General features: G+C 62.3%; 15 protein-coding genes. 7 read left to right on the forward strand and 8 right to left on the reverse strand.

Annotation, left to right across the window (positions count from 1 at the left end; all coding sequences use genetic code 11):
• Positions 1–2 precede the first annotated feature (2 nt).
• The 3 genes from glmS (at position 3) to AB4P96_RS01985 (ending at position 3,379) form a co-directional block, all read left to right on the forward strand.
• Entirely contained in the window at positions 3–1,835 is a 1,833-nt protein-coding gene (gene glmS, locus AB4P96_RS01975) for a glutamine--fructose-6-phosphate transaminase (isomerizing) (RefSeq protein ID WP_099550204.1), read from the forward strand.
• Between the two features lie 80 nt (positions 1,836–1,915).
• The gene (locus AB4P96_RS01980; protein WP_170036620.1) at positions 1,916–2,281 is read left to right on the forward strand and encodes a hypothetical protein; all 366 of its coding nucleotides are present in this window, start codon (positions 1,916–1,918) and stop codon (positions 2,279–2,281) included.
• A 108-nt stretch (positions 2,282–2,389) separates the two neighbouring features.
• Positions 2,390–3,379 carry a hypothetical protein gene (locus tag AB4P96_RS01985; protein ID WP_177034732.1) on the forward strand — a complete coding sequence of 330 codons (990 nt, stop codon included), beginning with the start codon at positions 2,390–2,392 and terminating at the stop codon, positions 3,377–3,379.
• On the opposite strand, the gene pbpC is transcribed toward AB4P96_RS01985, so the two are convergent.
• From pbpC to AB4P96_RS02025, 8 genes are all read right to left on the reverse strand, one after another.
• Positions 3,376–5,685: a penicillin-binding protein 1C gene (gene pbpC / locus AB4P96_RS01990; protein ID WP_169987878.1), complete on the reverse strand. Its 2,310-nt coding sequence runs from the start codon at positions 5,683–5,685 to the stop codon at positions 3,376–3,378. The genes AB4P96_RS01985 and pbpC overlap by 4 nt on opposite strands.
• The gene (locus AB4P96_RS01995; protein WP_176992472.1) at positions 5,666–11,482 is read right to left on the reverse strand and encodes an MG2 domain-containing protein; all 5,817 of its coding nucleotides are present in this window, start codon (positions 11,480–11,482) and stop codon (positions 5,666–5,668) included. Before AB4P96_RS01995 ends, pbpC begins: the two co-directional genes overlap by 20 nt.
• 309 nt (positions 11,483–11,791) lie before the next feature.
• Positions 11,792–12,724, reverse strand: coding sequence for a phosphatidate cytidylyltransferase (locus AB4P96_RS02000; protein ID WP_017135107.1), 933 nt, complete (start codon positions 12,722–12,724; stop codon positions 11,792–11,794).
• Between the two features lies 1 nt (position 12,725).
• On the reverse strand, positions 12,726–13,346 hold the full coding sequence (locus tag AB4P96_RS02005) for a 1-acyl-sn-glycerol-3-phosphate acyltransferase (protein ID WP_017135106.1): 621 nt from the start codon (positions 13,344–13,346) through the stop codon (positions 12,726–12,728).
• A gap of 9 nt (positions 13,347–13,355) precedes the next feature.
• Positions 13,356–13,799: a hypothetical protein gene (locus AB4P96_RS02010; protein ID WP_176992473.1), complete on the reverse strand. Its 444-nt coding sequence runs from the start codon at positions 13,797–13,799 to the stop codon at positions 13,356–13,358.
• Complete coding sequence (locus AB4P96_RS02015) at positions 13,789–15,087, reverse strand: phosphatase PAP2/dual specificity phosphatase family protein (RefSeq protein WP_236460341.1); 1,299 nt, start codon at positions 15,085–15,087, stop codon at positions 13,789–13,791. The genes AB4P96_RS02010 and AB4P96_RS02015 overlap by 11 nt, the downstream gene beginning before the upstream one ends.
• A gap of 2 nt (positions 15,088–15,089) precedes the next feature.
• On the reverse strand, positions 15,090–16,844 hold the full coding sequence (locus tag AB4P96_RS02020; protein WP_236460340.1) for a bifunctional alpha/beta hydrolase/class I SAM-dependent methyltransferase: 1,755 nt from the start codon (positions 16,842–16,844) through the stop codon (positions 15,090–15,092).
• An 11-nt stretch (positions 16,845–16,855) separates the two neighbouring features.
• Positions 16,856–17,479, reverse strand: a complete 624-nt coding sequence (locus AB4P96_RS02025; RefSeq protein ID WP_236460339.1) for a CDP-alcohol phosphatidyltransferase family protein — start codon at positions 17,477–17,479, stop codon at positions 16,856–16,858.
• Positions 17,480–18,011: 532 nt separating this feature from the next.
• Here AB4P96_RS02025 and hflK (AB4P96_RS02030) point away from each other — a divergent pair.
• The 4 genes from hflK (AB4P96_RS02030) to AB4P96_RS02045 are packed head-to-tail and all read left to right on the forward strand — an operon-like array spanning position 18,012 to position 23,856.
• A complete protein-coding gene (gene hflK, locus AB4P96_RS02030; protein ID WP_138450388.1) occupies positions 18,012–19,937 on the forward strand; it encodes a protease modulator HflK in 1,926 nt (641 codons plus the stop codon).
• A gap of 9 nt (positions 19,938–19,946) precedes the next feature.
• Positions 19,947–20,942 carry a protease modulator HflC gene (gene hflC, locus AB4P96_RS02035; protein ID WP_170037021.1) on the forward strand — a complete coding sequence of 332 codons (996 nt, stop codon included), beginning with the start codon at positions 19,947–19,949 and terminating at the stop codon, positions 20,940–20,942.
• A complete protein-coding gene (hflK, locus tag AB4P96_RS02040) occupies positions 20,939–21,973 on the forward strand; it encodes a protease modulator HflK (protein WP_138450390.1) in 1,035 nt (344 codons plus the stop codon). Before hflC ends, hflK (AB4P96_RS02040) begins: the two co-directional genes overlap by 4 nt.
• Entirely contained in the window at positions 21,970–23,856 is a 1,887-nt protein-coding gene (locus AB4P96_RS02045) for a cation-translocating P-type ATPase (RefSeq protein ID WP_058421072.1), read from the forward strand. Before hflK (AB4P96_RS02040) ends, AB4P96_RS02045 begins: the two co-directional genes overlap by 4 nt.
• Positions 23,857–23,862 lie beyond the last annotated feature (6 nt).

The raw sequence follows: 23,862 nt of genomic DNA on the forward strand, positions 1-23,862 counted from the left end.
CCATGTGTGGAATTGTAGGCGCAGTCGCTGAACGCAACGTCACCGCCATCCTGCTTGAAGGCCTCAAACGTCTGGAATACCGCGGCTATGACAGCGCCGGTGTAGCCGTATTTACCAACGCCGGCAAGCTCGAGCGCATGCGCCGCCCAGGCAAAGTCAGCGAGCTGGAACAAGCTTTGCTCGGCGAGCCGCTGGTGGGTCGTCTGGGTATCGCCCACACCCGTTGGGCCACCCACGGTGCACCGTGCGAACGTAACGCTCACCCGCATTTCTCCGGCGACCTGGCCGTGGTGCACAACGGCATTATCGAAAACCACGAAGTGCTGCGCGAACAGCTCAAGGGCCTGGGCTACGAGTTCACCTCGGACACCGACACCGAAGTCATCGCCCATCTGCTCAACCACAAGCTCAAGGACCTCGGCGACCTGACTGTCGCGCTCAAAGCCACCGTCAAGGAACTGCACGGCGCCTACGGCCTGGCCGTGGTCTGCGCCAGCCAACCCGACCGCGTGGTGGCTGCGCGCAGTGGCAGCCCGTTGGTGATTGGCCTGGGCCTGGGCGAAAACTTCCTTGCCTCCGACCAACTGGCCCTGCGCCAAGTGACTGACCGCTTCATGTACCTGGAAGAAGGTGATATCGCCGATATTCGCCGTGAAAGTGTGCAGATCTGGGACGTCAACGGCGTGCCGGTCGAGCGCGAAGCTGTGCAATACCGCGACGGTGCCGAGGCCGCTGATAAAGGCGAATTCCGCCACTTCATGCTCAAGGAAATCCACGAGCAACCGTCTGTGGTGCAACGCACCCTGGAAGGCCGCCTGAGCCAGAACCAAGTGCTGGTCAACGCCTTCGGCCCACAAGCCGCCGAGCTGTTCGCCAAAGTGCGCAATGTGCAGATCGTCGCCTGCGGCACCAGCTACCACGCCGGTATGGTTGCCCGTTACTGGCTCGAAGAACTGGCCGGCATCCCGTGCCAGGTCGAAGTCGCCAGCGAGTTCCGCTACCGCAAGGTGGTGGTGCAGCCCGACACCCTGTTCGTGACCATCTCCCAGTCCGGCGAAACGGCTGACACCCTGGCCGCGCTGCGTAATGCCAAAGAACTCGGCTTCCTTGGCAGCCTGGCAATCTGCAACGTCAGCATCAGCTCGCTGGTGCGCGAGTCCGACCTGACCCTGTTGACCCAGGCCGGTCGCGAAATCGGCGTGGCGTCCACCAAAGCCTTTACCACCCAACTCGTTGGCCTGTTGCTGCTGACCCTGTCCCTGGGCCAGGTGCGCGGCACCCTCGCCGAAGGCGTCGAAGCCACATTGGTTGAAGAACTGCGCCGCCTGCCGGCCCGTCTGGGCGAAGCCCTGGCCATGGACAGCACCGTGGAAAAAGTCGCCGAACTGTTCGCCGACAAAAACCACACCCTGTTCCTCGGCCGTGGCGCGCAATACCCGGTAGCGATGGAAGGCTCACTCAAGCTCAAGGAAATCTCGTACATCCACGCCGAAGCCTACCCGGCCGGCGAACTCAAACACGGCCCCTTGGCCCTGGTGGATGACGACATGCCGGTGGTCACCGTCGCGCCGAACAACGAACTGCTGGAAAAGCTCAAATCCAACCTGCAGGAAGTACGCGCGCGTGGCGGCCAGTTGATCGTGTTTGCCGACGAAAAGGCTGGCATGACCAATGGCGAAGGCACCCACGTGATCAACATGCCGCACATCCACGACACCCTGTCGCCGATCCTCTACACCATCCCGTTGCAGCTGCTGTCGTATTACGTTGCTGTGCTCAAGGGCACTGACGTTGACCAGCCGCGTAACCTGGCGAAGTCGGTGACGGTGGAGTAAGCGCTGCTGGCGTATCGGAAGGGGCTATTTCAATAGCCCCTTTTTACATGCTGGAGCCGCCAACTCAAGGACGCCCGTTTATGCAAAGCCTCTCTACAATCGTACACGCACGCTTGCACAATCGCCGATTTGCGGTGGCGAACAACGCGCAAGGACTGTCCGGTGTCGGTACGGTATTTCATTACCTGGTCGAAGATGGCGTTATTTCGAGTACTTACGAAGGCGGTCGGATTCGTTTGGGAGCGCAGGTCGGACAGGTGACAGGTCACAACACCTTTGAGCTGCTTTTTCACTGTGTGACAGTGGACGAGCAACTACTTGCCGGGTGGTCGAGAGGTACAGTGGGTGTCGACGCGTCAGGGCGCACAACCTTGAGCTTTGTTTGGGGCTGGTTGTCGGGCGCGACAGGTGGCGGCGAGTCGAATTACACCGAGTTGACTGCATGAGGTAGCCCGCCGAGAACCCCCATGCTCCCTGCCTCATTGATGTGCATTAGCGGCCACCTTATCCCTAGAATGCAGCCTTATGGATAGCCAGACAGGGGTGTCATCACTATGAACAGAGGTTTCTACCGTGCGGACAAACGCTTGCCGCTCAGCCTTTCGTACTCGCTGAGACCTGGTCTGGTAAAAGTCTGTGGCACTGTGATGCTCAAAGAGTCGCGCTTATCCCCAGTGGATGGCTTGCCCTGTGCCGGGTATTCACTGCAGATCCAGGAGAGCTACCGCGACAGCGGCGAAAGGGATGCATGGCGGACAGTATTTACTGACGCACAATGCAATGACTTTGCGCTCAAGGATGCCCACGGCACTGTGGATATCATCGCCGAAGGCATTGAGTTGTTTTCAGGCCAAGTGCCACAGCTAGGGGACTATCGTTACACCGCAGGACCGGGCCGCCAACAAGGAGAAATCTTGCTCAGCGAAAGCCTGGAGGTCATGGTTATCGGTACTGCAATACAGCGTAACGGTAAAACGGTGATCGTCCGGGGTGAGGAGGCCGATACGGTATTTGGTGTGGAGCGGCTGCGCACTGTGAACAACTATCGTCTCGCTGTGCCAGCGTGGCGCGCCTTGGGGTTATGCAGTGCGTTGGTGGTGTTGTTCAGTATGGCGCTACTGCTTATAGATCCGGCGCAATGGATGCAGTGGCAGTTGCCCAGCCGCGATACGTTCCAGCAAATGGCTGGATTGGGGCCATTCCATGAATGGGTGGCTTTGTTGTATCAGCGCCAAGGTTTATCGCTGCCGTTGTTGGCTGCCTTCGGTTGGATGGGCATAGTATTCGTGCTGATGTGTGTTGCACGGGTGTTTCTTTATCGAGATATCCACAAGCGGGTTCAGCCCATACTTATCGCCTGGGGAGTGGTTGGCGTGATCGGTGGCGGCCTGGTGACGTGGGCATTGGTGGCGCTCGAGTTCGATCCATTCAAGATTTTTTTGATCTGGCTGAGCGTGATCATCGTCGCACTGGCCTTTTCTATTACCCAACAGCGGGCTTTGCAGGCGTTGGTGGCGAGCGTTTTCAAAACCGAGTTGACCTAAGGTACAAACTCTACTCGTAACCCGCGGCTCGCACTGCGGCCCTGATCATCACTGACCCGCAGCCGGTATTCGCCCGACTTGCCCGGCCGCCAGTTCAAGGTGGTTTGCGGCGGGCCTTGGCCGATCAGGGTCTGGTCGGCAAACCAGTACAGCGTGGTCGCATCACTGGCCGCGTTGGCATTGAGCGGAATGCTTTCCTGCGGCTGGGACAGGCGCAACTGGTAGCTCACTTGGGTCAGCGGCGAGCGAATTTGCGGCGCTTCGCTTTGGTCGCTGATGCGGTTGGGCTGGCAATTTTTCATCACGTTCGGCGGCGTGCGCCGGGGCAGGCCGGCGGCGCGGTACAGGCGCTGCACGTCGCTGGGCCAGAATTCGAAGACTTCTTCGCGGGTGTATTGCGGGTCGAACGGCGGGCACGCGGCCTTGCCGGTGCGGGTATCGATCAGTACCGGGCGGTGCAGGTTGGACACGCGAATTGGCGACACGCCGGGGATGTACCAGGTCTTGCGGGTTTGCGGGCACCAGCGGTTGGGCAACTCGCCGGAGGCCGCACACACGTCGATGCGCACCAGCCCGGCGGGCGGCTTGTCGGGCTTGATAACCACGTTGGGCAAGGCCAGCGGCAGGGCGTCGGCGATACGGAAGAACAGCGGCGCGGCGGTTTTGGCGCCGATAAACGTCGGGTTCGGCCGCCCATCAAAATTACCCACCCACACCACCAGCACATACGGCCCCACCAGGCCTGCGCTCCAGGCATCATGAAAGCCCCACGACGTGCCGGTTTTCCAGGCCGTGCGCCAGTGGCGGCCGGGCAGACCATCCGGGCGTGGGTTGCGGCGCAGCATGTCGCGCACCATAAAGGCTGCTTGGGGCGTGAGCAGTTGCGCGCCGGTGGTTTGCGGTTGTTCCTGCAAATAGCGCAAAGGCCGCAGATGCCCGTCACCTGCCAGCATCACATACAGGCGCGCCAGTTCCTCCGGCGTCATCTCGCCGCCGCCCAAGGCCAGGGCCAAACCGTAGTGGCTTTCCCCACGCAAGCCTTTGATACCGGCGCGTTGCAGCAAGCCATACAGCGAGGGCGACTGCACCTGGCTGGCGAGCCACACCGCCGGAATATTGCGACTACGGATCAACGCATCCCGCGCCGTCAGTGGCCCGACAAAACTGCCGTCGAAATTTTCCGGCTGGAAGTAGCCGAAGTTACTGGGTAAATCCTTGAGGATGCTCATGGGGTGGATAACCCCCTGATCCAGCGCCAACCCATACAGAAACGGCTTGAGCGTCGACCCCGGCGAGCGCCGCGACAACACGCCGTTGACCTGCCCGTGGATGCCTGTGGATAAGTAATCCGCCGAACCTACCAGCGCCTTGACGCTCTGGTCGCGGCTGTCCACAAGGATGGCCGTGGCGTTTTCCACACCGGTACTGCGCCGCTCGGCAATAAAGCCTGTGATCAAGCGTTCGAGCAGTTGCTGCAAAGGCAGGTTGAGGGTTGAGTTGAGTTCGTTGCCGGGTTGCGACGCCAGCAGCTGTTCGCTCAAGTGCGGTGCTAGAAACGGTATCTGCTGACGGTTGCGCGCCTCCAGAGGCAAGTCGAGCAAACTGTCGTTACGCGGGTCCTGTGGATAAGTTTCGCGCCAGTCGGCCATCAAGCGCAGCCGCGCATGTTGCAGCGACGGCCCGAAGCGCGCGCGTCGCCCTGGTTGCTGTGGGATCACCGCCAGCGCCAAGGCTTCGGACAACGACAACTGCGCCGCCGACTTGCCAAAGTAAATCCGGCTGGCCGCTTCGGCGCCCTCGATATTGCCACCCATGGGCGCCAGGTTCAGGTAAGCCTCAAGGATATCGTGCTTGCTGTAGCGCGCTTCCAGCCACAGCGCCAGGGCCATCTGCTGCAATTTGCCCGGCACTTGGCGGGTGTTGAGGTCCCACAGCCGCCGCGCCAGCTGCATGCTCAAGGTCGAGCCGCCCTGGCGCTGGCCGCCGCTGTAGGTGGCCATGGCCGCGCGCAGCAACGCCGGGGGGTTGATGCCCGGGTGCCAATAGAAATTGCGGTCTTCCTTTAGCAGCAAGGCCTCGACCAGTGACGGCGACATGCGCTCCAGCGGCAGCCACAGGCGATATTGCCCGTCCTGCGCCAAGGTCATGCGCAGCAACGCGCCGTCATCGGCCAACACCACGCGGGACGAGGTGACGGCCTGTTCCAGCGGGGCATGGGGCCACCATCGCAGCCCCGCCAGCGTGCCTGTAAAGAGTACCGCCGCTGCAAGCAGCGGCGTCAGGCGTTTAAGGCTTGGTAATTTCAAGCTGGCCTACTTTGCCGCGCCCTTGCAGGGTGGTTTCGTACATGCCTTCGGCGTAGGCCGGTGGCGTATTGAACGTCCCTGCGTTGGTGGCGCGCACGCGGTACACGAAAGTGCCTACATCACGCAGCGCGGTGCCGTACAACACCACCCGATCATCGCGCACGTCCACGTAGTCCGGCTGCCAGTTGCTCAGCTCGGTTTCGCCGATCGGCGCCTGCCAGGTATCGGCTTCGTCACCGTCTGCGGTTTCCACGTACTCGGAATCGTCGCCTTCACTTTCACTTTCTTCGTTGCTGGCGGCCGCTTCCGGCTCCGGCGGCAAGTTATACACAGGCTCGACGCCACCGGGCAGCAGATCGACCACGGCCACTTGCTGCACTTGGTCGCGGTCGGTGGCGCGCAGGCGCAGGCGCACCAGGAACTCGTCGCCCACCGCGACTTTGCTCACTGGCTCGCCTTTGAGGTCGAGGTATTCGTGGATGATCTCCAGGCCATTGTTGATGGGCTTGAGCTTGGCGCCCTTGTCGAAACCGGCTTCGCTGAGCATGTAGAAGGCGGCCGGTCCGTCGGTTTTTTCCATCACCAGCTTCTGCGTTTTACCCGGCACGGCGGCGCGCGGTGGCTGGCCGGCCATCTCCAGCAATTGCTGTTGCTTGTCGCCCAGCCAGGCGGTCGCCTTGAGGGTCATGTCGCTCTGGGCGCGCTGGCCATAATTGTCCAGGGCGCGCAGCAGCAGGGCGGCCGACAGCGAGTTGTAACGCTGTTCGTTCAGGCGCTTGCCGAGTTTATCCAGCAGCGCCGTCGGTACATCGTCAAGCAACTCGGGGAAGTGGCGCGCCAGCAGGTGCAAGTGCTCGGCGTCGTGTACCAGCGGGTCGTAATACAGGCCGTCGCTGTCCCACTTATCCACCAGCGAACGCCACGGGATTTTGCGGAACAGGGTATCGGCCTGACGATCCTGCTTGAGCAGCTTGTAACTGGCCGCCAGGTAAGCGGCGCCCAAGTCGTTCTGCCAGGTGTCTTTGAAGTAGCTCTCGTAACGCTCGCGAATGTCGCTCAAGGCGCCGCTCACCAGAATTCCCTGACGGCTCAAGAGGTAACTGGCGTAGGCACGGTTGCGCAATTCCGACAGACCTTCGCTTGGGCCATTGGCCAAGTCGGTCAGGTAGGCGTTGGAGCGCGCCAGCAGGTCTTCCGGCACCGGCAGCCCGCGTTCCTTGGCTTCGATCAGGAAGTCGGTGGCGTACAGGCTGGCATACGGCGCCACGTCCGGGTTGGCGGCCCACAAACCAAAGCCACCGGCCGAGTTCTGGCGCTGGCGCAGCATGCGCACCGCGCCGCTGAAGGCTTGTTCGGCTTCTGGTGCGGTACCGCCCCAGATCAACGCCGGCATGGCCTTGGACACCAATTGCTCGGTGCAGGCGTAGCCATAGTCATCCAGGTAATGCTTGAGGCCGTTGGCCCATACCAGCGGCGAGGCAGCCACACCCAGTTGCACATCGCGCAATTGGCTGAACAGCTCACGCGTCGGTTTCAGCTCTTTGCTGGCGCTGTCGAACCGGCCCAGGCTCAAGGCCACGCGATGCTCGCTCAGTGGGCGGATCGACGTGGTTTCTGCGACCTGGATACGTTTGCCGTTCGGCAGTACCGCGACAAAACGCAGGTCCGCGGAGCCGAGGGTTTCACCGACCTTGATCTTGAACTCGGCAGTGCCTTCCTTGCGCGGTTGCAGCGACAGGGTACTGCCTTTGTCGCCCTGCACGTTTAGTCCGTCGCTGGTCTGCACTTCAAACTTCACGTCCGCTGCCGCGTCGAGGTTACTGAACACCCCGGCGCTCACATTGAACACGTCCCCTGGCGCCACAAAGGCCGGCACGTTCGGCGTGATCACAATCGGCCCGCGCACTTCGGTATTGGCCTCGCTGACGCCCACGCTGTCACTGTCCACTGCCACCGCAAACAGGTGCAGCTTGCCGTTGAAGCTGTCCGGCACCTGGTAATGCAGCACGGTTTCACCGGCCGGCAGGTCAACCAACCCGGACCACCAGGCCACGGGCGGCTGGTGTTTACGCTTGAACGGGTTGAGGTGGTTGGCCAGCGCGCCTTCGGTGTCACCACCGGGCGCTGCGCCACTGAGCAGGCGGCTGAATTCCGGCAGGATCAGGTCAAGGATCTGACTGGTGCCAACCTCCAATGCGCGTTTCTGGAAGAAGAAGCCCAACGGGTCGGGCGTCTGGTAACGCGCCACTTGCAGGATGCCTTCGTCCACCGCGTAAACCACCGCGCGGCCTGGGCGGTCGGCAGTTACCTTGATATCCAGGGTCTGCCCCGGCTCGATCTTCTCCGGGCCTTCAACCTTGAGCGCCATGCGCCGTGCATCCAGGTTGATGCTGAACGGCACCACGCCGTAGGACAGCGGGCTCATATAGACCTCAGGCGAACCCATGTCGCGCACAAACTGCACGTTGACGTAGGCATTGCCCTCAAGCCCGGCAGGCACGCGGATATGTTGCACGCTGTTGGTGCTGTCGGCCTTGAACCACTGTTGGGTGTAAACCTTGTCACGCTCGATGGTGATCAAGCCGGCACCGGTGTAAGGCGCGCGGATGCTGATCGCTATCTCATCACCGGTGGCATAGCTGCGTTTATCCAGGCGCAGTTGCAGCTCGGCGTTGCGCTCCAGCGAGCGCGAGGTGTTGCCGCGCCCGGCCACGCTGTAGTCGATCTGGTTGAGCAGGCGGCCATTGGCGTCTTTGACCTGCAGGGTGAAATCACCCGGCGTGCCGGTGTTCAGGGTCTGCTTGGCGCCGTCCTTGGTCATCGTCAGCGGTGAGGCCGGCTGGCTGATGTTCTTGATGCGCGACTCGTATTTGTAGGTGCCGTTGGACTGTTTCACCAGTACCGATACGTAACGGTGTTCGACCACTTCACTGGTCAGGCCATCCACTGCCATCGGCGTGAGGTCCGGCGCGACGGCCAGCCATTGCACCTGACGCGGGGCGTCCTTGGCGACGTACGACAGCGAGTCCTGACTTTTCACACCGACCAGATAAGGCGCGGACGACACCAGCAGCGCACTTTGCGCCGCCACGTTGCGGCCACCTTCGGCCTCGAACACCTGGGTCATCACCTGCAGGCGATAGGTGCTGCTGGCAAAGCGTTGCAGGTTGAGGTCGAGTACGGCCTGGCCGTTGTCGTCGACGGTGGTTTCAGCCAGGTCTTCGGTGCTGGCTTCTTCCAGGGCGTCGTTGAGGCGGAAGCGGTAATCGGGGTAACGGTCAAAGGCCGCGAGCGTCGGGCTCAGGGACATCTTCGCCGTGACGCGTCGGCCGGCTGCCGGCGCGCCGAACAAGTGCATCGCGGTGACTTTGGCCACCACCTGGTCCGGTGGAATCCAGCCCAACACCGGCGTGTCGTGCAGGCTCAGGCTGACCTTCATGCGGTCCGGCTCGAAGTCGCGGACCTTGAAGCTGACACTGCCCAGGTCGGTGCGGGTATTTTTCTGGCCAATCAGTTGCAACGTCGCGGTGTACTCACCGGCGGGAGCGACTTCACTGCTGGGGAAATCAAAGGTTTCAAAGCCGCTGGTGGACAGTTTGAGCGGCTGGCGAATCACTTCCAGGCCGCGCGGGTCGGTGATTTGCAGTTCAACCGGCAGGCCTTGCAAGGCACCTTTCCAGTCGCCGCTGCGCACGATCATGCCCAGGTGCGCGGTCTCGCCCGGGCGGTACAGGCCACGGTCGGTGAACATATACGCGCTGAGGCGATTAATCGCGCCGTCTTCTTCCAAACCGCCTACATCGAAGCGTGAAAAGTCCAACTGCTGGGACTGACGGGCAATCGGCAGGAACGACTGGTCATTGCCGCGCGTGACTACATACATCAGCGGCGTTTTCTCACGGCGCAGTTCATCCAGCTTGGCGAAATGCGCGTGGCCTTCGGCATCAGTGCGGCCGCTGGCGACCGGCAGACCGTTGCGACCCATGATATCGACTTGTGCATCGGCGACCGGCGAGCCGTTGCCGATGGACTGCACAAACACATCGTGGCTGCCGTCGCTGGAGCGCTTGGCGATGATGCCAAGGTCGGTAACCACGATAAAACGCAGGTCGCTGGTGCTGTTGCGTTCGTACTCGAACGTGCGCTCGGCCGGGTCATCCTGCGGGCTCAGCTTGAGCACGAAAATACCGCGACGGCCGCCATTGGCAGTGAGGTAGTGGCTGAGGTCGACGTTGTCGTAGACGGTTTTCGCCGGGTCATTGGACGACAACGCAATATCCAGCGACTGACGCTCAACCATGCGGTCGAAGTATTCATTGCCGAAATTCGGCCGGGCGAAGCTGCCGCTGCTTTGGTCGACCAAATGCTGCAACTGGTTGGGCAGCAGGCGGGCGATTTCCACATGGGCACCGGGCACGCCACGGGCCATGAAACCCAGGCGTTTTTCGCCGTTGAGGCTCAGCAGCGCGCCGTCCGACAGGAACTGCAAGGTGCGTGGGTACGCCGGCATGCTGATCAGCGAAGCGGTAGGGTTTTTCGCCAGATAACCGCCAATGGCTTCCAGGTTGGCGGGCACGCGTACATACAGCGCGCGGCCGGCCGGAGCCTTGAACTTGAACGCATGCAGGGTGTTCAGCGGCTCGACGCTGGGCACGTGGGTCAGGCTGACCTTGGTGCTGCGCGCCAGCATCGCGTCGTCGATGTCGTTGCTGGTGTAAGGGCGCGTGTCGTCTTCAGCCTTGGCCGGCAGCAGCCAGGCCTGGACCTTACCGGCGATGGTGTCATCGGCCACGGCGCTGGAGCTGCTGAACATCAACACCGGTTCCGGTTCGCCGCGCTCGTTGTCGACAAAGCTGACTTCGGCACCGGTAAACGTCAGGCGATAACGGCCGGGCACGGTGACTTCCGCCACCAGTGGCGCGTTGCTGGCATTGCCGCCGTCACGGGCTTTGATGCCTTCATCGAGCTTGGCGCTGACCGGCGTGCTTTCCAGTGGCGTGGCCAGGGCGGCGGAGCGCACGTAAGCATTGAGCTTGAGGTCGTCGAAGGTGATTTCCGGGCGGTTGGGCAGCTGGGCGTCGCGGTAGGCCAGGCCTTTGCCGAGGGTTACCGAGACGCGCTTGCGCAGGTTGTCTTCATCCACCGGGTGGGAAAAGTGGAAGGTCGCCACCAGCTGTTTCAGTGTGGGGTTGGACGGGTCTTGGTACAGCTCGTTTTGCGCCAGGGTGGCGCGGAACGGTTGGGTGGAGAACTGGCTGCTGTATTGGCTGAGCAGCACGCCGTCAGCCAGCAGCTGTTTCTTGGCCAGGTCGAGCGTGTAATGGGCATCCACAGGCCAGTCTTTTTCCGGCACGAACAATAACGTGCGGTCGTCAGACCAACGCCAGGCACCGGCTACAGCGGGTTTAAGGGTAATGCCTTCAGTGACCGGCTTGCCAATGGCCGCCAGCGGAGCCACGGACTCGGCAAAGCGCACCTGCAAGTTATCCACAACCGGAGGCTGCTGGGTGTAATCGGTCAGGTTCGGCTTATGCAGCGAATAACCCACGGTGTGGGGCTGCGGCAAATTCGAATACCAGTGCCAGCCGTAGAAACCAGCAGCGGCCAGCAGCACCAGGCCCAAGACCCCGGCACCCGCCTGGCGCGGATAGGCGCGGGCTTTACTGCCCAGGTTCCCCACGCCACGGCCCGTGGCTCGCAGCCAGGCGGGCGGCTGCCATTGGCCAAAGATGGCACTCACCACAGTCAGTAAAGCACCGAGAATTCGGCGGCTGATCGCTTTCAACGAATCGAACATGGTGAGCATCCCTGGCAAAGTGCGGCCTATCTTACACGCGTCTTTGATACAAAAGATGACGTGAAGTGGTCAGCGTGCTCAGGTGTGTTGCACAAAGGTGAGGCGTACCGCAAAACCGATCGAAAGGTTGGCCGCGAAGCAAGGTTTCGGATTGAGCGGGGGCCTCCCAATACACCACAAAACCCTGTGGGAGCTGGCTTGCCTGCGATGGCGGTGGCACACCAAAAAGTGATGCTGGCTGACACTCCGCTATCGCAGGCAAGCCAGCTCCCACAATTGATCTGTGTTGGGCTTAAGAGAGCGTGTTCCTCAGGTCCACCAGTAGCGCACAAGGTGGAAGAAAATCGGCGCGGCAAAGCACACCGAATCCAGGCGGTCCAGCATCCCGCCGTGGCCTTCGATCATGTGCCCCCAATCCTTCACGCCCCGGTCGCGCTTGATCGCCGACATCACGATGCCGCCGGCGAAGCCCAGCAGGTTGATCAGCAGCGCGATCAGGAATGACTGCCACGGGTTGAACGGCGTGGTCCACCACAGCGCCGCGCCGATCAGGGACGACAGCAGAATCCCGCCGACAAAGCCTTCCACGGTTTTGGACGGCGACAGGTTGGGCGCGATCTTGTGTTTGCCGAACAGCTTGCCGCACACGTACTGCAGCACGTCCGACAGCTGCACCACGATCACCAGGTAAGCGATCAGCAACAGGTTGCGGCCTTCGTAGCCGGGAATGTCGAGCGTCAGCAGGGCGGGCACGAACGACACGCAGAACACCGCGATCATCAGGCCCCATTGCACCTTCGACGCACGCTCCAGAAAGTGCGTGCTGTCGCCGCCCAGTGAGGCGAGGATCGGCAGCAGCAGGAACACGTACACGGGGATAAAGATCGAGAACAGCCCGTACCAGTCGGCGTAGATCAGCAGGTATTGCAGCGGCAGCGCCAGATAGAACGCCGCCACCAGCGCTGGGTAATCGCTGCGGCGGGTGGGCGTGAGGGTGAGAAATTCGCGCAGGGCGTAGAACGACACCGCGTAGAACAGCAGGATCACCGCGCCGGTGCCGAGCCAGAAGGCGATACCGATCACCACCACCATCACCCACCAGGCATTGATGCGGGCGTTAAGGTTGTCGACCACCGCATTCGGTGTGCCACGGGTGCGCAGTTTGAGGATCAGGCCGATCAGCGAGGCGAGCACCAGGATCGCGCCGATTCCGCCGAACAGCATCAGGGTTTGGCTATCCATGTCAGACATGCTCCGGGGCGAGGGCAAGCAGGGCGTCGCGGGTGCGGGCGAGGAAGGCGGTTTTGTCTTCACCGTCTTCCAGTTGCAGCGGCGCGCCGAAGCTGGTGGTGCACAGCAAAGGCAGCGGCAGTACGCGGCCCTTGGGCATGACCCGGTTGAGGTTGGCGATCCACACCGGAATCAATTCGGCCTGTGGGTAACTTTTGGCCAGGTGATACAGGCCACTTTTGAACGGCAGCAAACCGTCCTCCAGGTTGCGCGTACCTTCGGGAAAGATGATCAAGGAATCGCCGCCTTCCAGCGCGGCCAGCATCGGCTGCAAGGGGTTATCCACAGGGTCTTTGCGCTCACGGTCGATCAACACGCCGTTGAACACGCGGTTGATGATGTAGCGGCGCAGTGCGCTTTGGTTCCAGTAATCACTGCCGGCCACCGGGCGCGTGAATTTGCGCAGGTTTTGCGGCAACGACGCCCATAACAAGACGAAATCACCGTGGCTGCTGTGGTTGGCGAAGTAGATGCGCTGCACCGGCACTGGTGCGCAGCCCAGCCACAGGCTGCGGGCGCCGGTGACGGTGCGGGCCATCGAGGTAATCAGGGTGGCGACCACGGGTTCGAACATGGGGATTCCTTATCCGGCGAAAGGTAGCCAAGGGCTGGCGAGGATGACGGCCAGGGTCAGCAGCGCTTGCGCGCCCAGCAACCAGGCTTGTTTACGCAGCAGTTTGAGCGCGCCGCGACGGCGTTCGATCCAGGGCCGGCCGGCGCGTTTGGGCGATTGCAGGCCGAGGGTCTGCAAGGCTTGGTCGAGATCGGCCGTGCGCTCGGTGTCGCGGGCCAGCAGGGCGAACAGGTCGGCGTCGAAGGCCACGCGCAAGGCCCAGTACTTTTGCAGCAAGCCAAGAATAATCATCCACAGGCTGAGCAGCAGGCACAGGGTCGAAACGCTGGCCAACAGCAACTGTGCGAGGCCAAATAACACGCCAGCCACGGTCAGGCCTGTGGATAACTGATCCAGCGAACGGCCACGGCGCAGCAGGCTGGCAACGACCTGAAGTTCCATATCAGCGGGCATGGGGCAAACCCTCCAACGCTTTACGGTGAGCAGGATGCAGGACCACTTCGGCCCGTGCTGTACGAATAATAGCCAGTGCCTCGTCGACCGTTGCGGCGCGTCCGCTGTGCAGCAGCCACGCGGCGGCGGCGGTGGCGCTGCGTGAGTAGCCGAGGGCGCAGCACACCAGCAACGGGCCGTTTGAACGCAGGCGTTCAATGGCTTCGGCGGCTTGCTGGCACTCGGCGGGAGACGGGGCAATCAGGTCCAGCACGGGCACGCATTCATAGGCGCGGCCCTGTGGATTAATCGGCAATTCGGCGCACAGATCGACGATAGCCTTGAAGGAACCTTGCTCGCCGTTGGCAGGAATTCGACCAAGCCAGACGTTATCCACAATTTGGTCAGGCTGTGGATGTTTACGTGTCCACAGCCTGGAATTTATCCACGCAGCCGCTAAATAGGGTGCATACAGCCAGCGCGCGGCAGGAGTGAGCCGGCCGTCTTTGCGCTTCTGGAAGCCCGACGCGCCGAGTACAAAGTAGTTCGCCTTGATCAAACCCAAGGAAACCGCTGGCCAAAGCAGCCACAACCACCCGCCGCGCAGCACCAAGGCCAGGATTACCAGCACTAAAGCGCCGAGGCCGTAGCGCATGCCCAGTCGCCATCGTTTTGTGTCCCGCGTCAGCCGTGCATTCAACAGCGGGCTTGGATGTTCCACCGGCCACAGCCACACACACAACCAACCGGCCAGGGCGCCTGTGGGTAAGTCGATAAAGTGATGTTGATAAGTGGTCAGCACTGAAATACCTATCAACGCAAACCAGCCATGCACCAGCCAACGCCAAAACCCTTGGGTGTGGCGCTGATACATGACCCACAAAATCACCAGCAGCGCGATATGCAGCGACGGCGCCTGGTTAAAGGGTTTGTCGAACCCGGCCAGCACTGCAAACAGCCAGCCGAATACGCCATCCAGCTCCGGCCGTTCAAAGGTGAAACGCAGCGGCCAGATCAAAAAGCAGCTCACGGCAATGACCTGCGCACTGAGCAGGCGCAACGCGTGTTGTTTCAGCTCATGGCGAGTATTGGGCAGTAGCAGTGAAAACCCGTACAGCAGGTCAATGGACCAGTAGGGCACGATGGTCCACGCCCAGAACGGCATATGGGTTTCCCAGCCGAACACCAGCGTGCCCACATCGCTGCGCTGGCTGGTGACCCAGGTGGCAAAGCCGTAGGTGCTGAAAAACAGCGGCGCCAACAGCAATAGCCACAGGACTGCGGGTTTCAATAAACCGGGTTCGCGCATGCTCAGATCTTCTGTGCCAGGGACACGGTGAAAATGCCCCACTCATCCACACGCTGGGTGATTTTGCGAAAGCCCGCCGCCTCGACCAATTGATCCATCTCTGCCTGGCTGCGACGGCGCATTACCCAGGCCTGGCCCTGGCGATGGCTGGTCAACGCGCGGGCGATCAGTTCCAGTTGCGGGTGCCACGGCTGGCCGGTGTAGACCAGGTACCCGCCGGGCTCCACCGCTTCGGCAAGACCGGCCAGCGAACCGCCGACCATGCCGTTATCGGCAAACAGCTCATACAGGCCGGACACCACTGCCAGGGTCGGCTTGGGCGTCAGTGCCGCCAAGTCTGCTCTATCAAATGCATCGCCTTTCACGAACTGCGCGATGTCCCCCAGACCTTTTTCACGAATCAGCGCGCCGCCGTCACGCACGTTGATGTCGCTGTAGTCGCGCAGCAGGATCGATTCCGGCAGCGGCGAAACGCCTTGCAAGGCTTCAAGAATGTAGCGCCCGTGGCCGGCGGCGATATCGACGATGCGCACCTCGCGATGTTCATCGCGCAACCTGGCCATGGCCAGCCGTAGCAGTTCCTCGACGTTCAGCTTGCGCTGGCGAATGCCGCGCCAGCCGATGGAGTTGAGGTAGTTGGTGTCGATCATCCGCCCCAAGCCGCCCTTGCCGGTGGGCGTGTTGCGGTACACGTAGTCCAGGGTGCTGCCGGAGTCGAAGCCGGTGTCGAAACCCAGTTTCACCCCGTCCGACAGGTTCTTGCCCAGGCCCATGCTGGCGCGGGTGATGCGCCAGTACAGGTCGCGCAGGGAATTACGCGGCAGCGGCGCGGCGAGGGCTTCTGATTCGGCGCACGTGGCGCCGAGTTTGTCGGCGTCGAGCAGGGCCGCGCGGTCCAGCGGATGGGCGAAGTTCTGCAGGATAAAACGCCGAGCGCTGCTTACGGCCGTGGCGCGGTCGCGCTCGCCGAGGGTGTCGTGGAAAAAACCGGGCAGGATGTGCAGCTCTTTTTTCAGGCTGCCAAGCCGGTCGAAAAATTGCTGCTGGGGTTTGCGGTGCACCACGAAGTCGGAGCCGGAGATGAGCAATTGCGTCGGCACCTGGATCGCCTGGGCATCGGCGACTACCCGGTCGGCGGCTTCGTACAAACCGAGCAGCACATTCACCGAAATCGCTTTGGTGATCAGCGGGTCGCTGTCGTAGGACGCGACGCGCTCAGGGTCATGGCTGAGGAACTTGGCCTTGACGTAGCTGTTGACGAAAAAGTTGCCGCGAAACTTGCGCATCAACGCCAGCCCAGGCCGGGCAAAGGGCACGTACAGCTTGACCTTGAACGCCGGGGAGGCGAGCACCAGTGCGCGGATTTTTGGCGCGTAGTCGTGTACCCAAGTGGCCGCGATCACCGCGCCGACGCTTTGGGCGATAACGGCGAAGTTTTGTTCTTCTATGCCGTAAGTGGCGCCGATGTGTTCGCAGAAGGTCTGCACGTCGCGGGCGCTGGTGGCGAAGCTTGGGCTGTCACCGCGGGCGCCCGGCGATTGGCCGTGGCCACGGGCGTCCCAGGCAAAGAAATCGAATTGCGGCAGGTCGAGTTCATCGACCAGGTGGGCAATACGGCCCGAATGCTCATGGCCGCGATGGAACAGCAGGATCGCCTTGCGCGGCTCGTCGCCCGCAGGCGCAGTGGCCGGCCAGTGCCGATAAAAAAGCTCGACGTCATCATGGGTACTGAAGGTGTGCTCTTGCTGTTCGCGCATCGCAAAAATCCTTATGCAATCGGAGAGGTTTCTTGTTGTTCTTTGAGGCCCTGACGCACCCGGTTGACCAAGGTGTAGGCGAGCAGGGCAGCGACCAGCCACATCACCGCATCGACCCAGCCCGCGCCGAGCCAGCCCAACGCCACGCCAGTGGCGAGCACACCGAGCACGAACGCACGATCACTTTTGCCCATCGGCCCGTCATAGCGCCGTGAGACACCCACCATCGGCCCCAGTACACCGGCGTATTCGCTGAACACGGCGAGCAACGCCACCAGCAGCACCGGCGCCAGGCTCACGCCCGGAATCAGCGCAAAGGGCAGGATCAAGGCGCTGTCGGCGATCACGTCACACAGTTCATTGAGGTAGGCGCCCAGGCGTGATTGCTGGCCGAATTCGCGCGCGAGCATGCCGTCGATGGCATTGAGGGCCATGCGCAGGATCATCCACAGCGGGATCAGCGCAAACAGCCAGAGGTGTTGGGCAAAGCTGGCGATCAGCAGGCCGACCAGCAAGGAAACAACGCCGGCCAGCACGGTAATCTGGTTGGCGGTGGTGCCATTGTCGTAGAGACGCTGCACAAGAGGGCGCAGCAGGTTCTGAAAACGCGGTTTTAGCTGGTAGATCGAAATCATGACGCTTCCTTGTCCATGGGCCCGCGAAAAACTGTTTTGGAGTGTGCCGATTAATCTGTGCCTGCACCAGTGATGGCTTGTGTTTCTGGGGGTTTAATCACTTTCCAGAGAGCACCACAGAATAAATGTGGGAGCTGGCTTGCCTGCGATGGGCATAGGTATCTACACAGCCGGTTGACACGAAATCTGTGGCAGGTGAGCCGTTGTGGCGAGCAGGCTTGTCCTGCGTTGGGCTGCGAAGCGGCCCCAAACCCAGACACTGAGTACTTTCAGGAAAATTGCAGTGCCTTCACTGGGGCTGCTTCGCAGCCCAACGCAGGACAAGCCTGCTCGTCACAGGAGAAAGTGGCGGCCTTCAAAAGTTGTGTAGATATCTATGCTGCGATGGCGGTGTATCAGGCCAACCATCAAAAACTGGCAGACCGCTATCTCGGGCAAGCCCGCTCCCATAGGGGATTTGCGCTGTTTTCGGACAAAAATTTCACGCTGCGTGTTATATCGTAACCAATTGTGTGTAGCGGACGTTAAGTGGATGCAAGTGGATCTGGAAGCTGACGGCGCTTCGGTTGAAGGCCTTCCGCGTTTTCAACAAGGGTTGTTCCATGCCCGCAGATTGCGCCAGGCGGGCATCAGCCTGACCGCCCTGGCCTTGGCCGGTTGGGTGCTGGCGCTGTTCGTGGCACTGTTTGCGCCGCTGTCGATCTGGCCGGTGGTGCTGATCAATTGCGCGTCGGCCTTGCTGGTGCTGGTGGCCGGGTTGCAGTCGGCGTGGTGGGTGGCGGATTGGCGCGCCCAGGCGCTGGAAACGCCCACGGCTGAACTGATCGAAGCTCCCGACGAAGAGGTTGGCGCGCTTGCACGGGCGATCAATCGGTTTGGCAGCGGTGTGCTGGCACAGATTGGCGCGCCAGTGGTGTGGCTGTGCGGCTGGTCGTTGCTGGCGCTGATCAGCATCATCGAATTCTGGAACCTGGCCTTGCCCGCCGCGGCGGTGGGGCAATCGGCGAGCATCGGCGCGGCGGTGGCCCTGGCGTTGGCCTTTGGCTTGCTGGTGTTCGAGCGCCGCTTGGCCCAGGAAACCGCCGCGCAATGGCCGGAAGCGTCACAGCTGGCGCAGTTGAGCCGCGTGGCGATTATCAGCCTGGTGGTCAGTGCGATCTGCCTGCTGTTTGCCGGTGCCGAATCCGTGTGGCCGCTGCGTCTGGCTGTGTTGACGGGGCTGTTGCCCGCGCTGGTGGCGCTGGAGTTTCTGCTAAGGGGCGTGCTGTCACTGTTCAGCCCGCGCCAGCCGCGCCTCGAACCGCGCTTGATGGCGCAAAGCTTTATCGCGGGCCTGCTGCGTTGGCCACCACAACCTTTGCTGGCGTTGCAGCACGAATTGCACAACCGCTTTGGCATCGATCTGCGTCAGATCTGGGCGTTTACCTACATGCGTCGGGCGTTTTTGCCGGTGCTGCTGGTGGTGCTGGCGGTAGGCTGGGCGCTGACCGGCGTGCACGAAGTGCCCCTGCAAGGCCGTGGGATTTATGAGCGCTTCGGCAAACCCGTGCAGGTTTTCGGGCCTGGCTTGCATGCCGGGTTGCCTTGGCCATTGGGGCGCGTGCTGAGCGTGGAAAACGGCGTGGTGCATGAACTGGCGACCAGCGTCAGCGAGGCCGCCGCACCGGAGTTGGCCTCGGCGGAAGGCCCGGCGCCGCTCATCGCCAATCGTTTGTGGGACGCCAGCCATGTGAATGACAAGTCCCAAGTGATCGCCAGCAGCAGCGGCGACAAGCAGAGCTTCCAGATCGTCAATATGGATGTGCGTTTCGTCTACCGCATCGGCCTGACGGACAAGGCCGCGCTGGCCGCCACCTATAACAGCGCGGATATACCGACGCTGATTCGCAGCACCGCCAGCCGCATCCTTGTGCATGACTTTGCTTCGCGTACCCTCGACGAATTGCTCGGTGAGCAACGCACCAGCCTCGCCGATGAAGTGGGTCGCGCCGTGCAGGCAGACCTGCAAAAGCTCGACAGCGGCGTGGAGATTTTGGCCACGGTCGTAGAAGCGATTCACCCACCAGCCGGTGCTGCCAACGCTTATCACGGTGTGCAGGCGGCACAAATTGGCGCCCAGGCGCTGATCTCCCGCGAACGCGGGGCTGCCAGCGAGCAAACCAACCAGGCGTTGTTGCAAGCCAGCACTGCTCGCGATCAGGCGGTGGCCACTGCCCGTGAAGTAAACGCGGGCGCCCAGGCGGCCGACCTGCGTTTTACCGCCGAACAAAAAGCCTACGCCACTGCGGGTCGTGCCTTTGTGCTGGAACAGTACCTGGGCCAACTCAGCCAAGGCCTGGCCCACGCCAAGCTGCTTATTCTGGATCACCGCCTGGGCGCCGATGGCGCGCCGACGATCGATCTGCGTTCTTTTACTTTGCCGGCCGACCCGATGGCGCCGCGTAAAGCCGTTCAATAAGGAGTCTGTCTGTTGAGCGCTCATTCTCACGATCACGGTCATCACCATCATCATGGCCACCACCATCACCATCATGGCGACGAACAGGCTGCTGGCCCATTCCCATGGCGGCGCATGGCCTGGGCGGTATTGCTGGTGTTGTTTGCCGTTGCTGCGGCGAGCCTGGTGCAGGTGCGCTCCGGTGAAGCCACGGTGATTACCCGCTTCGGCAACCCGGCGCGGGTACTGCTGGAGCCGGGCCTGGGCTGGCGCTGGCCGGCGCCGTTCGAAGCGGCGATCCCGGTGGACTTGCGCCTGCGCACCACCTCCAGCGGTTTGCAGGATGTGGGCACCCGCGATGGCCTGCGCATCATCGTGCAGGCCTACGTGGCGTGGCAGGTGCAAGGCGATGCCGACAATGTGCAGCGCTTTATGCGTGCGGTGCAGAACCAGCCTGATGAAGCGGCGCGGCAGATTCGCACCTTCGTCGGCTCGGCGCTGGAAACCACCGCTGCCAGCTTCGACCTGTCCAGCCTGATCAACACCGACGCCAGCCAGGTGCGCATTGCTGATTTTGAAGCACAGCTGCGCCAACAGATTGATCAACAATTGCTCACTACCTATGGCGTGCGCGTGGCGCAAGTGGGTGTCGAGCGCCTGACGTTGCCTTCCGTCACCCTGACCGCCACCGTCGACCGCATGCGTGCCGAGCGCGAAACCATCGCCACTGAACGCACCGCCGTGGGCAAGCGTGAAGCGGCGCAGATTCGCTCCGCTGCCGAGCGTGATGCGCGCATCGTGCAGGCCGATGCCACGGTGAAGGCCGCTGATATCGAAGCCCAGTCGCGGGTTGAGGCAGCGCAGATTTACGGGCGTGCCTATGCAGGCAACCCGCAGCTGTACAACCTGCTGCGTTCGCTCGATACCTTGGGCACGGTGGTCACGCCGGGCACCAAGATCATCCTGCGCACCGATGCTGCGCCGTTCCGTGCACTGGTAGACGGGCCTAAGGACGTTCAGCCATGACCGAGCGTGACGGCCCGGACAGCCCGTGGATCCAGGCCGGGCGTCTGACCTTCCTGGCGTTGTACGCGGTGACGGTATTGGCGGCGTTGGCCTGGGCGTTTTCGAATGTGCGCCAGATCGACCCGCAGAACCGCGCCGTGGTGTTGCACTTCGGCGCGCTTGACCGCATCCAGAACGCCGGGCTTTTGCTTGCGTGGCCGCAGCCCTTCGAGCAAGTGGTGCTGTTGCCGGCGGCGGACCGTGTGATCGAGCGGCGAGTGGAGAACTTGTTGCGCTCCGAGGCGGCGATCCAGGCCGACCGCGTGGCCAGTTTTGCCACGCCCTTGAGTGACGCGCTGGCCGGTTCCGGTTATTTGCTGACGGGCGATGCCGGCGTGGTGCAGTTGGATGTGCGGGTGTTTTATAAGGTCACCGAGCCTTACGCGTTTGTGTTGCAGGGCGAGCACGTGCTGCCGGCCCTGGATCGGCTGGTGACGCGCAGCGCGGTGGCCCTGACCGCCGCGCGCGACCTGGACACGATTCTGGTGGCGCGCCCTGAACTGATCGGCACCGACAACGGTGCCGCCGAGCGCCGTGAGCGGCTGCGCGGTGATCTGGTGCAAGGCATCAATAAACGCCTGGCGCAGCTGGCTTCGACGGGGTTGGGCTTGGGCATCGAAGTCACTCGCGTCGACGTGCAATCAAGTCTGCCAGGCCCGGCCGTCAATGCTTTTAACGCCGTGCTGACGGCCAGCCAGCAGGCCGACAAAGCCGTGGCCAATGCGCGCACCGAAGCGGAAAAGCTCACCCAGACCGCCAACCAGGAAGCCGATCGGCTGGTGCAGGTTGCCCACGCCCAGGCCAGTGAACGCTTGGCCAACGCCCAGGCGCAAACCGCGACCGTCGCCAGCCTGGCTCAAGTCAAAGACCCTGGCTTGTTGCTGCGTCTTTATCGCGAGCGCTTGCCGAAGATTCTGGGCCAGGCAGGTTCTGTGACCACCGTCGACCCTAAAGACGACTCCCGCTTGATCATTCAGGGAGCCGAGCAATGAGCGCACCCATGTTGACCTCCGCCGAGCAGCGCAGCGCTGCCCGGCAATTGACCCTGGCCATGCTGGCTCTGGGTTTACTTGTGCTCGGCCTGGTCTGGCGCTGGCTCGCGCCGGACCAGACCGGTGTCAGCCAATTACTCCTCGGCGTGGCGTCCTTGCTGGTGGCCGTGCCGGTGATGCGCTCGGCCTGGTACAGCCTGCGTTACCCCAGCCTGCATGGCATCACCGACCAATTGATCGCCCTGGCGATGCTCGGTGCCTGGGCCACCGGTGATCTGCTGACCGCCGCGTTGTTGCCGATCATCATGATCTTCGGCCATGTGCTGGAAGAGCGCAGCGTGATCGGCTCTCAGGAAGCGATTCACGCCCTGGGCAAACTGACCCGCAGCCATGCGCGGTTGGTGCAGGCCGATGGCAGCATTATTGAAGTGGATAACGGCACGCTGAACACCGGCGACATTGTCGAAGTGCGCGCCGGTGATCGCGTGCCCGCCGACGGCGTGGTGCTGTCGGGCCAGGCGAGCCTGGACACGGCGCCTATCACCGGTGAGTCGGTGCCGCTGGAAGCGAGCGTCGGTGTGCAGGTGTTTGGCGGTGCGATCAACCTGGATGGGTTGCTGCGCTTGCAGGTGACCCGCACCGGCGATGAATCGACCTTGGGCAAGGTCATCGCCCTGATGCAAAACGCTGAACGCTCCAAGCCACCGATCACGCGGCTGCTGGAGCGTTACGCCGGCAGCTATATGGTGCTGGTATTGCTGCTGGCGGCGGTGACCTGGTTTGTCACCAATGACGCTCAGGCAATGTTGGCGGTGTTGGTGGCGGCGTGCCCGTGTGCCCTGGTGTTGTCGGCGCCGGCCACAGCGATTGCCGGGATTGCGGTGGCGGCGCGCCATGGGATTTTGATTCGCAGCTCGGCGTTTCTGGAGGAGTTGGCGGACCTGACCTCGTTGGTGGTCGACAAGACCGGCACGCTCACCTTCGGCACGCTGCGTTTGCAGTCCATTGAAACCACAGCGCCGGATCGGCAGGTGTTGTTGAATCTCGCCGCCAGCCTGGGTTCGGCCAGCAGTCACCCGGTCAGCCGTGCGCTAGCCGGTTTGGCCACGCAAGAGCAAATGCTGGTGCTGACGGATATTCACGAACGCCAGGGGCTTGGCGTCGTGGCGCAAACCGGGCAGGGCGAGGCGGCGCTGGGGCGACCGGAGTTGTTCGAGCAGTTGGGTATTGTCACGACGACAGTCCCGAACCATGACGGCCCGATTGCCGGGCTGGCCTTGAACGGGCAGTTCCTGGCCTGGCTGTTGCTGGCGGACAGCGTCAAGCCGGAAGCACGCCAAGCGCTGCAAGAGCTGCGCGACCTCGGCCTGGGCCGCCAACTGCTGCTGACCGGCGACCGCCAGAGCGTGGCCGACAGCCTGGCGCTCGACGTAGGTATCAGCGACGTCGAAGCGCAGGCTTTGCCGGAGGACAAGCTCAACCGCGTGCTGGGGGAAATTGGCAGCGGTTTCCGGCCGATGGTCGTCGGTGATGGCATTAACGATTCCCTGGCGCTCAAGGCGGGTGTGGTCGGTGTCGCCATGGGCGCCGGCGGGGCGGACATCGCCCTGGCATCGGCGGACGTGGTGTTGATCGGCAGCGATCTGCGTCGCCTTGGCACCTGTGTGCGCTTGAGCCGCCAGTGCCGACATACGTTGCAGGTCAACGTGATCATCGGCCTGGGCTGGACGCTGGCCATCGTGGTGTTTGCTGCTTTTGGCTGGCTGGGCGCAGCAGGCGCAATGATCGCGGCGGTGTTGCATAACCTCAGCACCCTGCTGGTATTGGGTAATGCCGGGCGTTTGCTACGCTTCCAGGAGCCGCTTTTGAAGCTGGATGAATAATTTTCA

The sequence above is a fragment of the Pseudomonas sp. B19125 genome (genome assembly GCF_044218855.1).
Lineage (GTDB): Bacteria > Pseudomonadota > Gammaproteobacteria > Pseudomonadales > Pseudomonadaceae > Aquipseudomonas > Aquipseudomonas edaphica.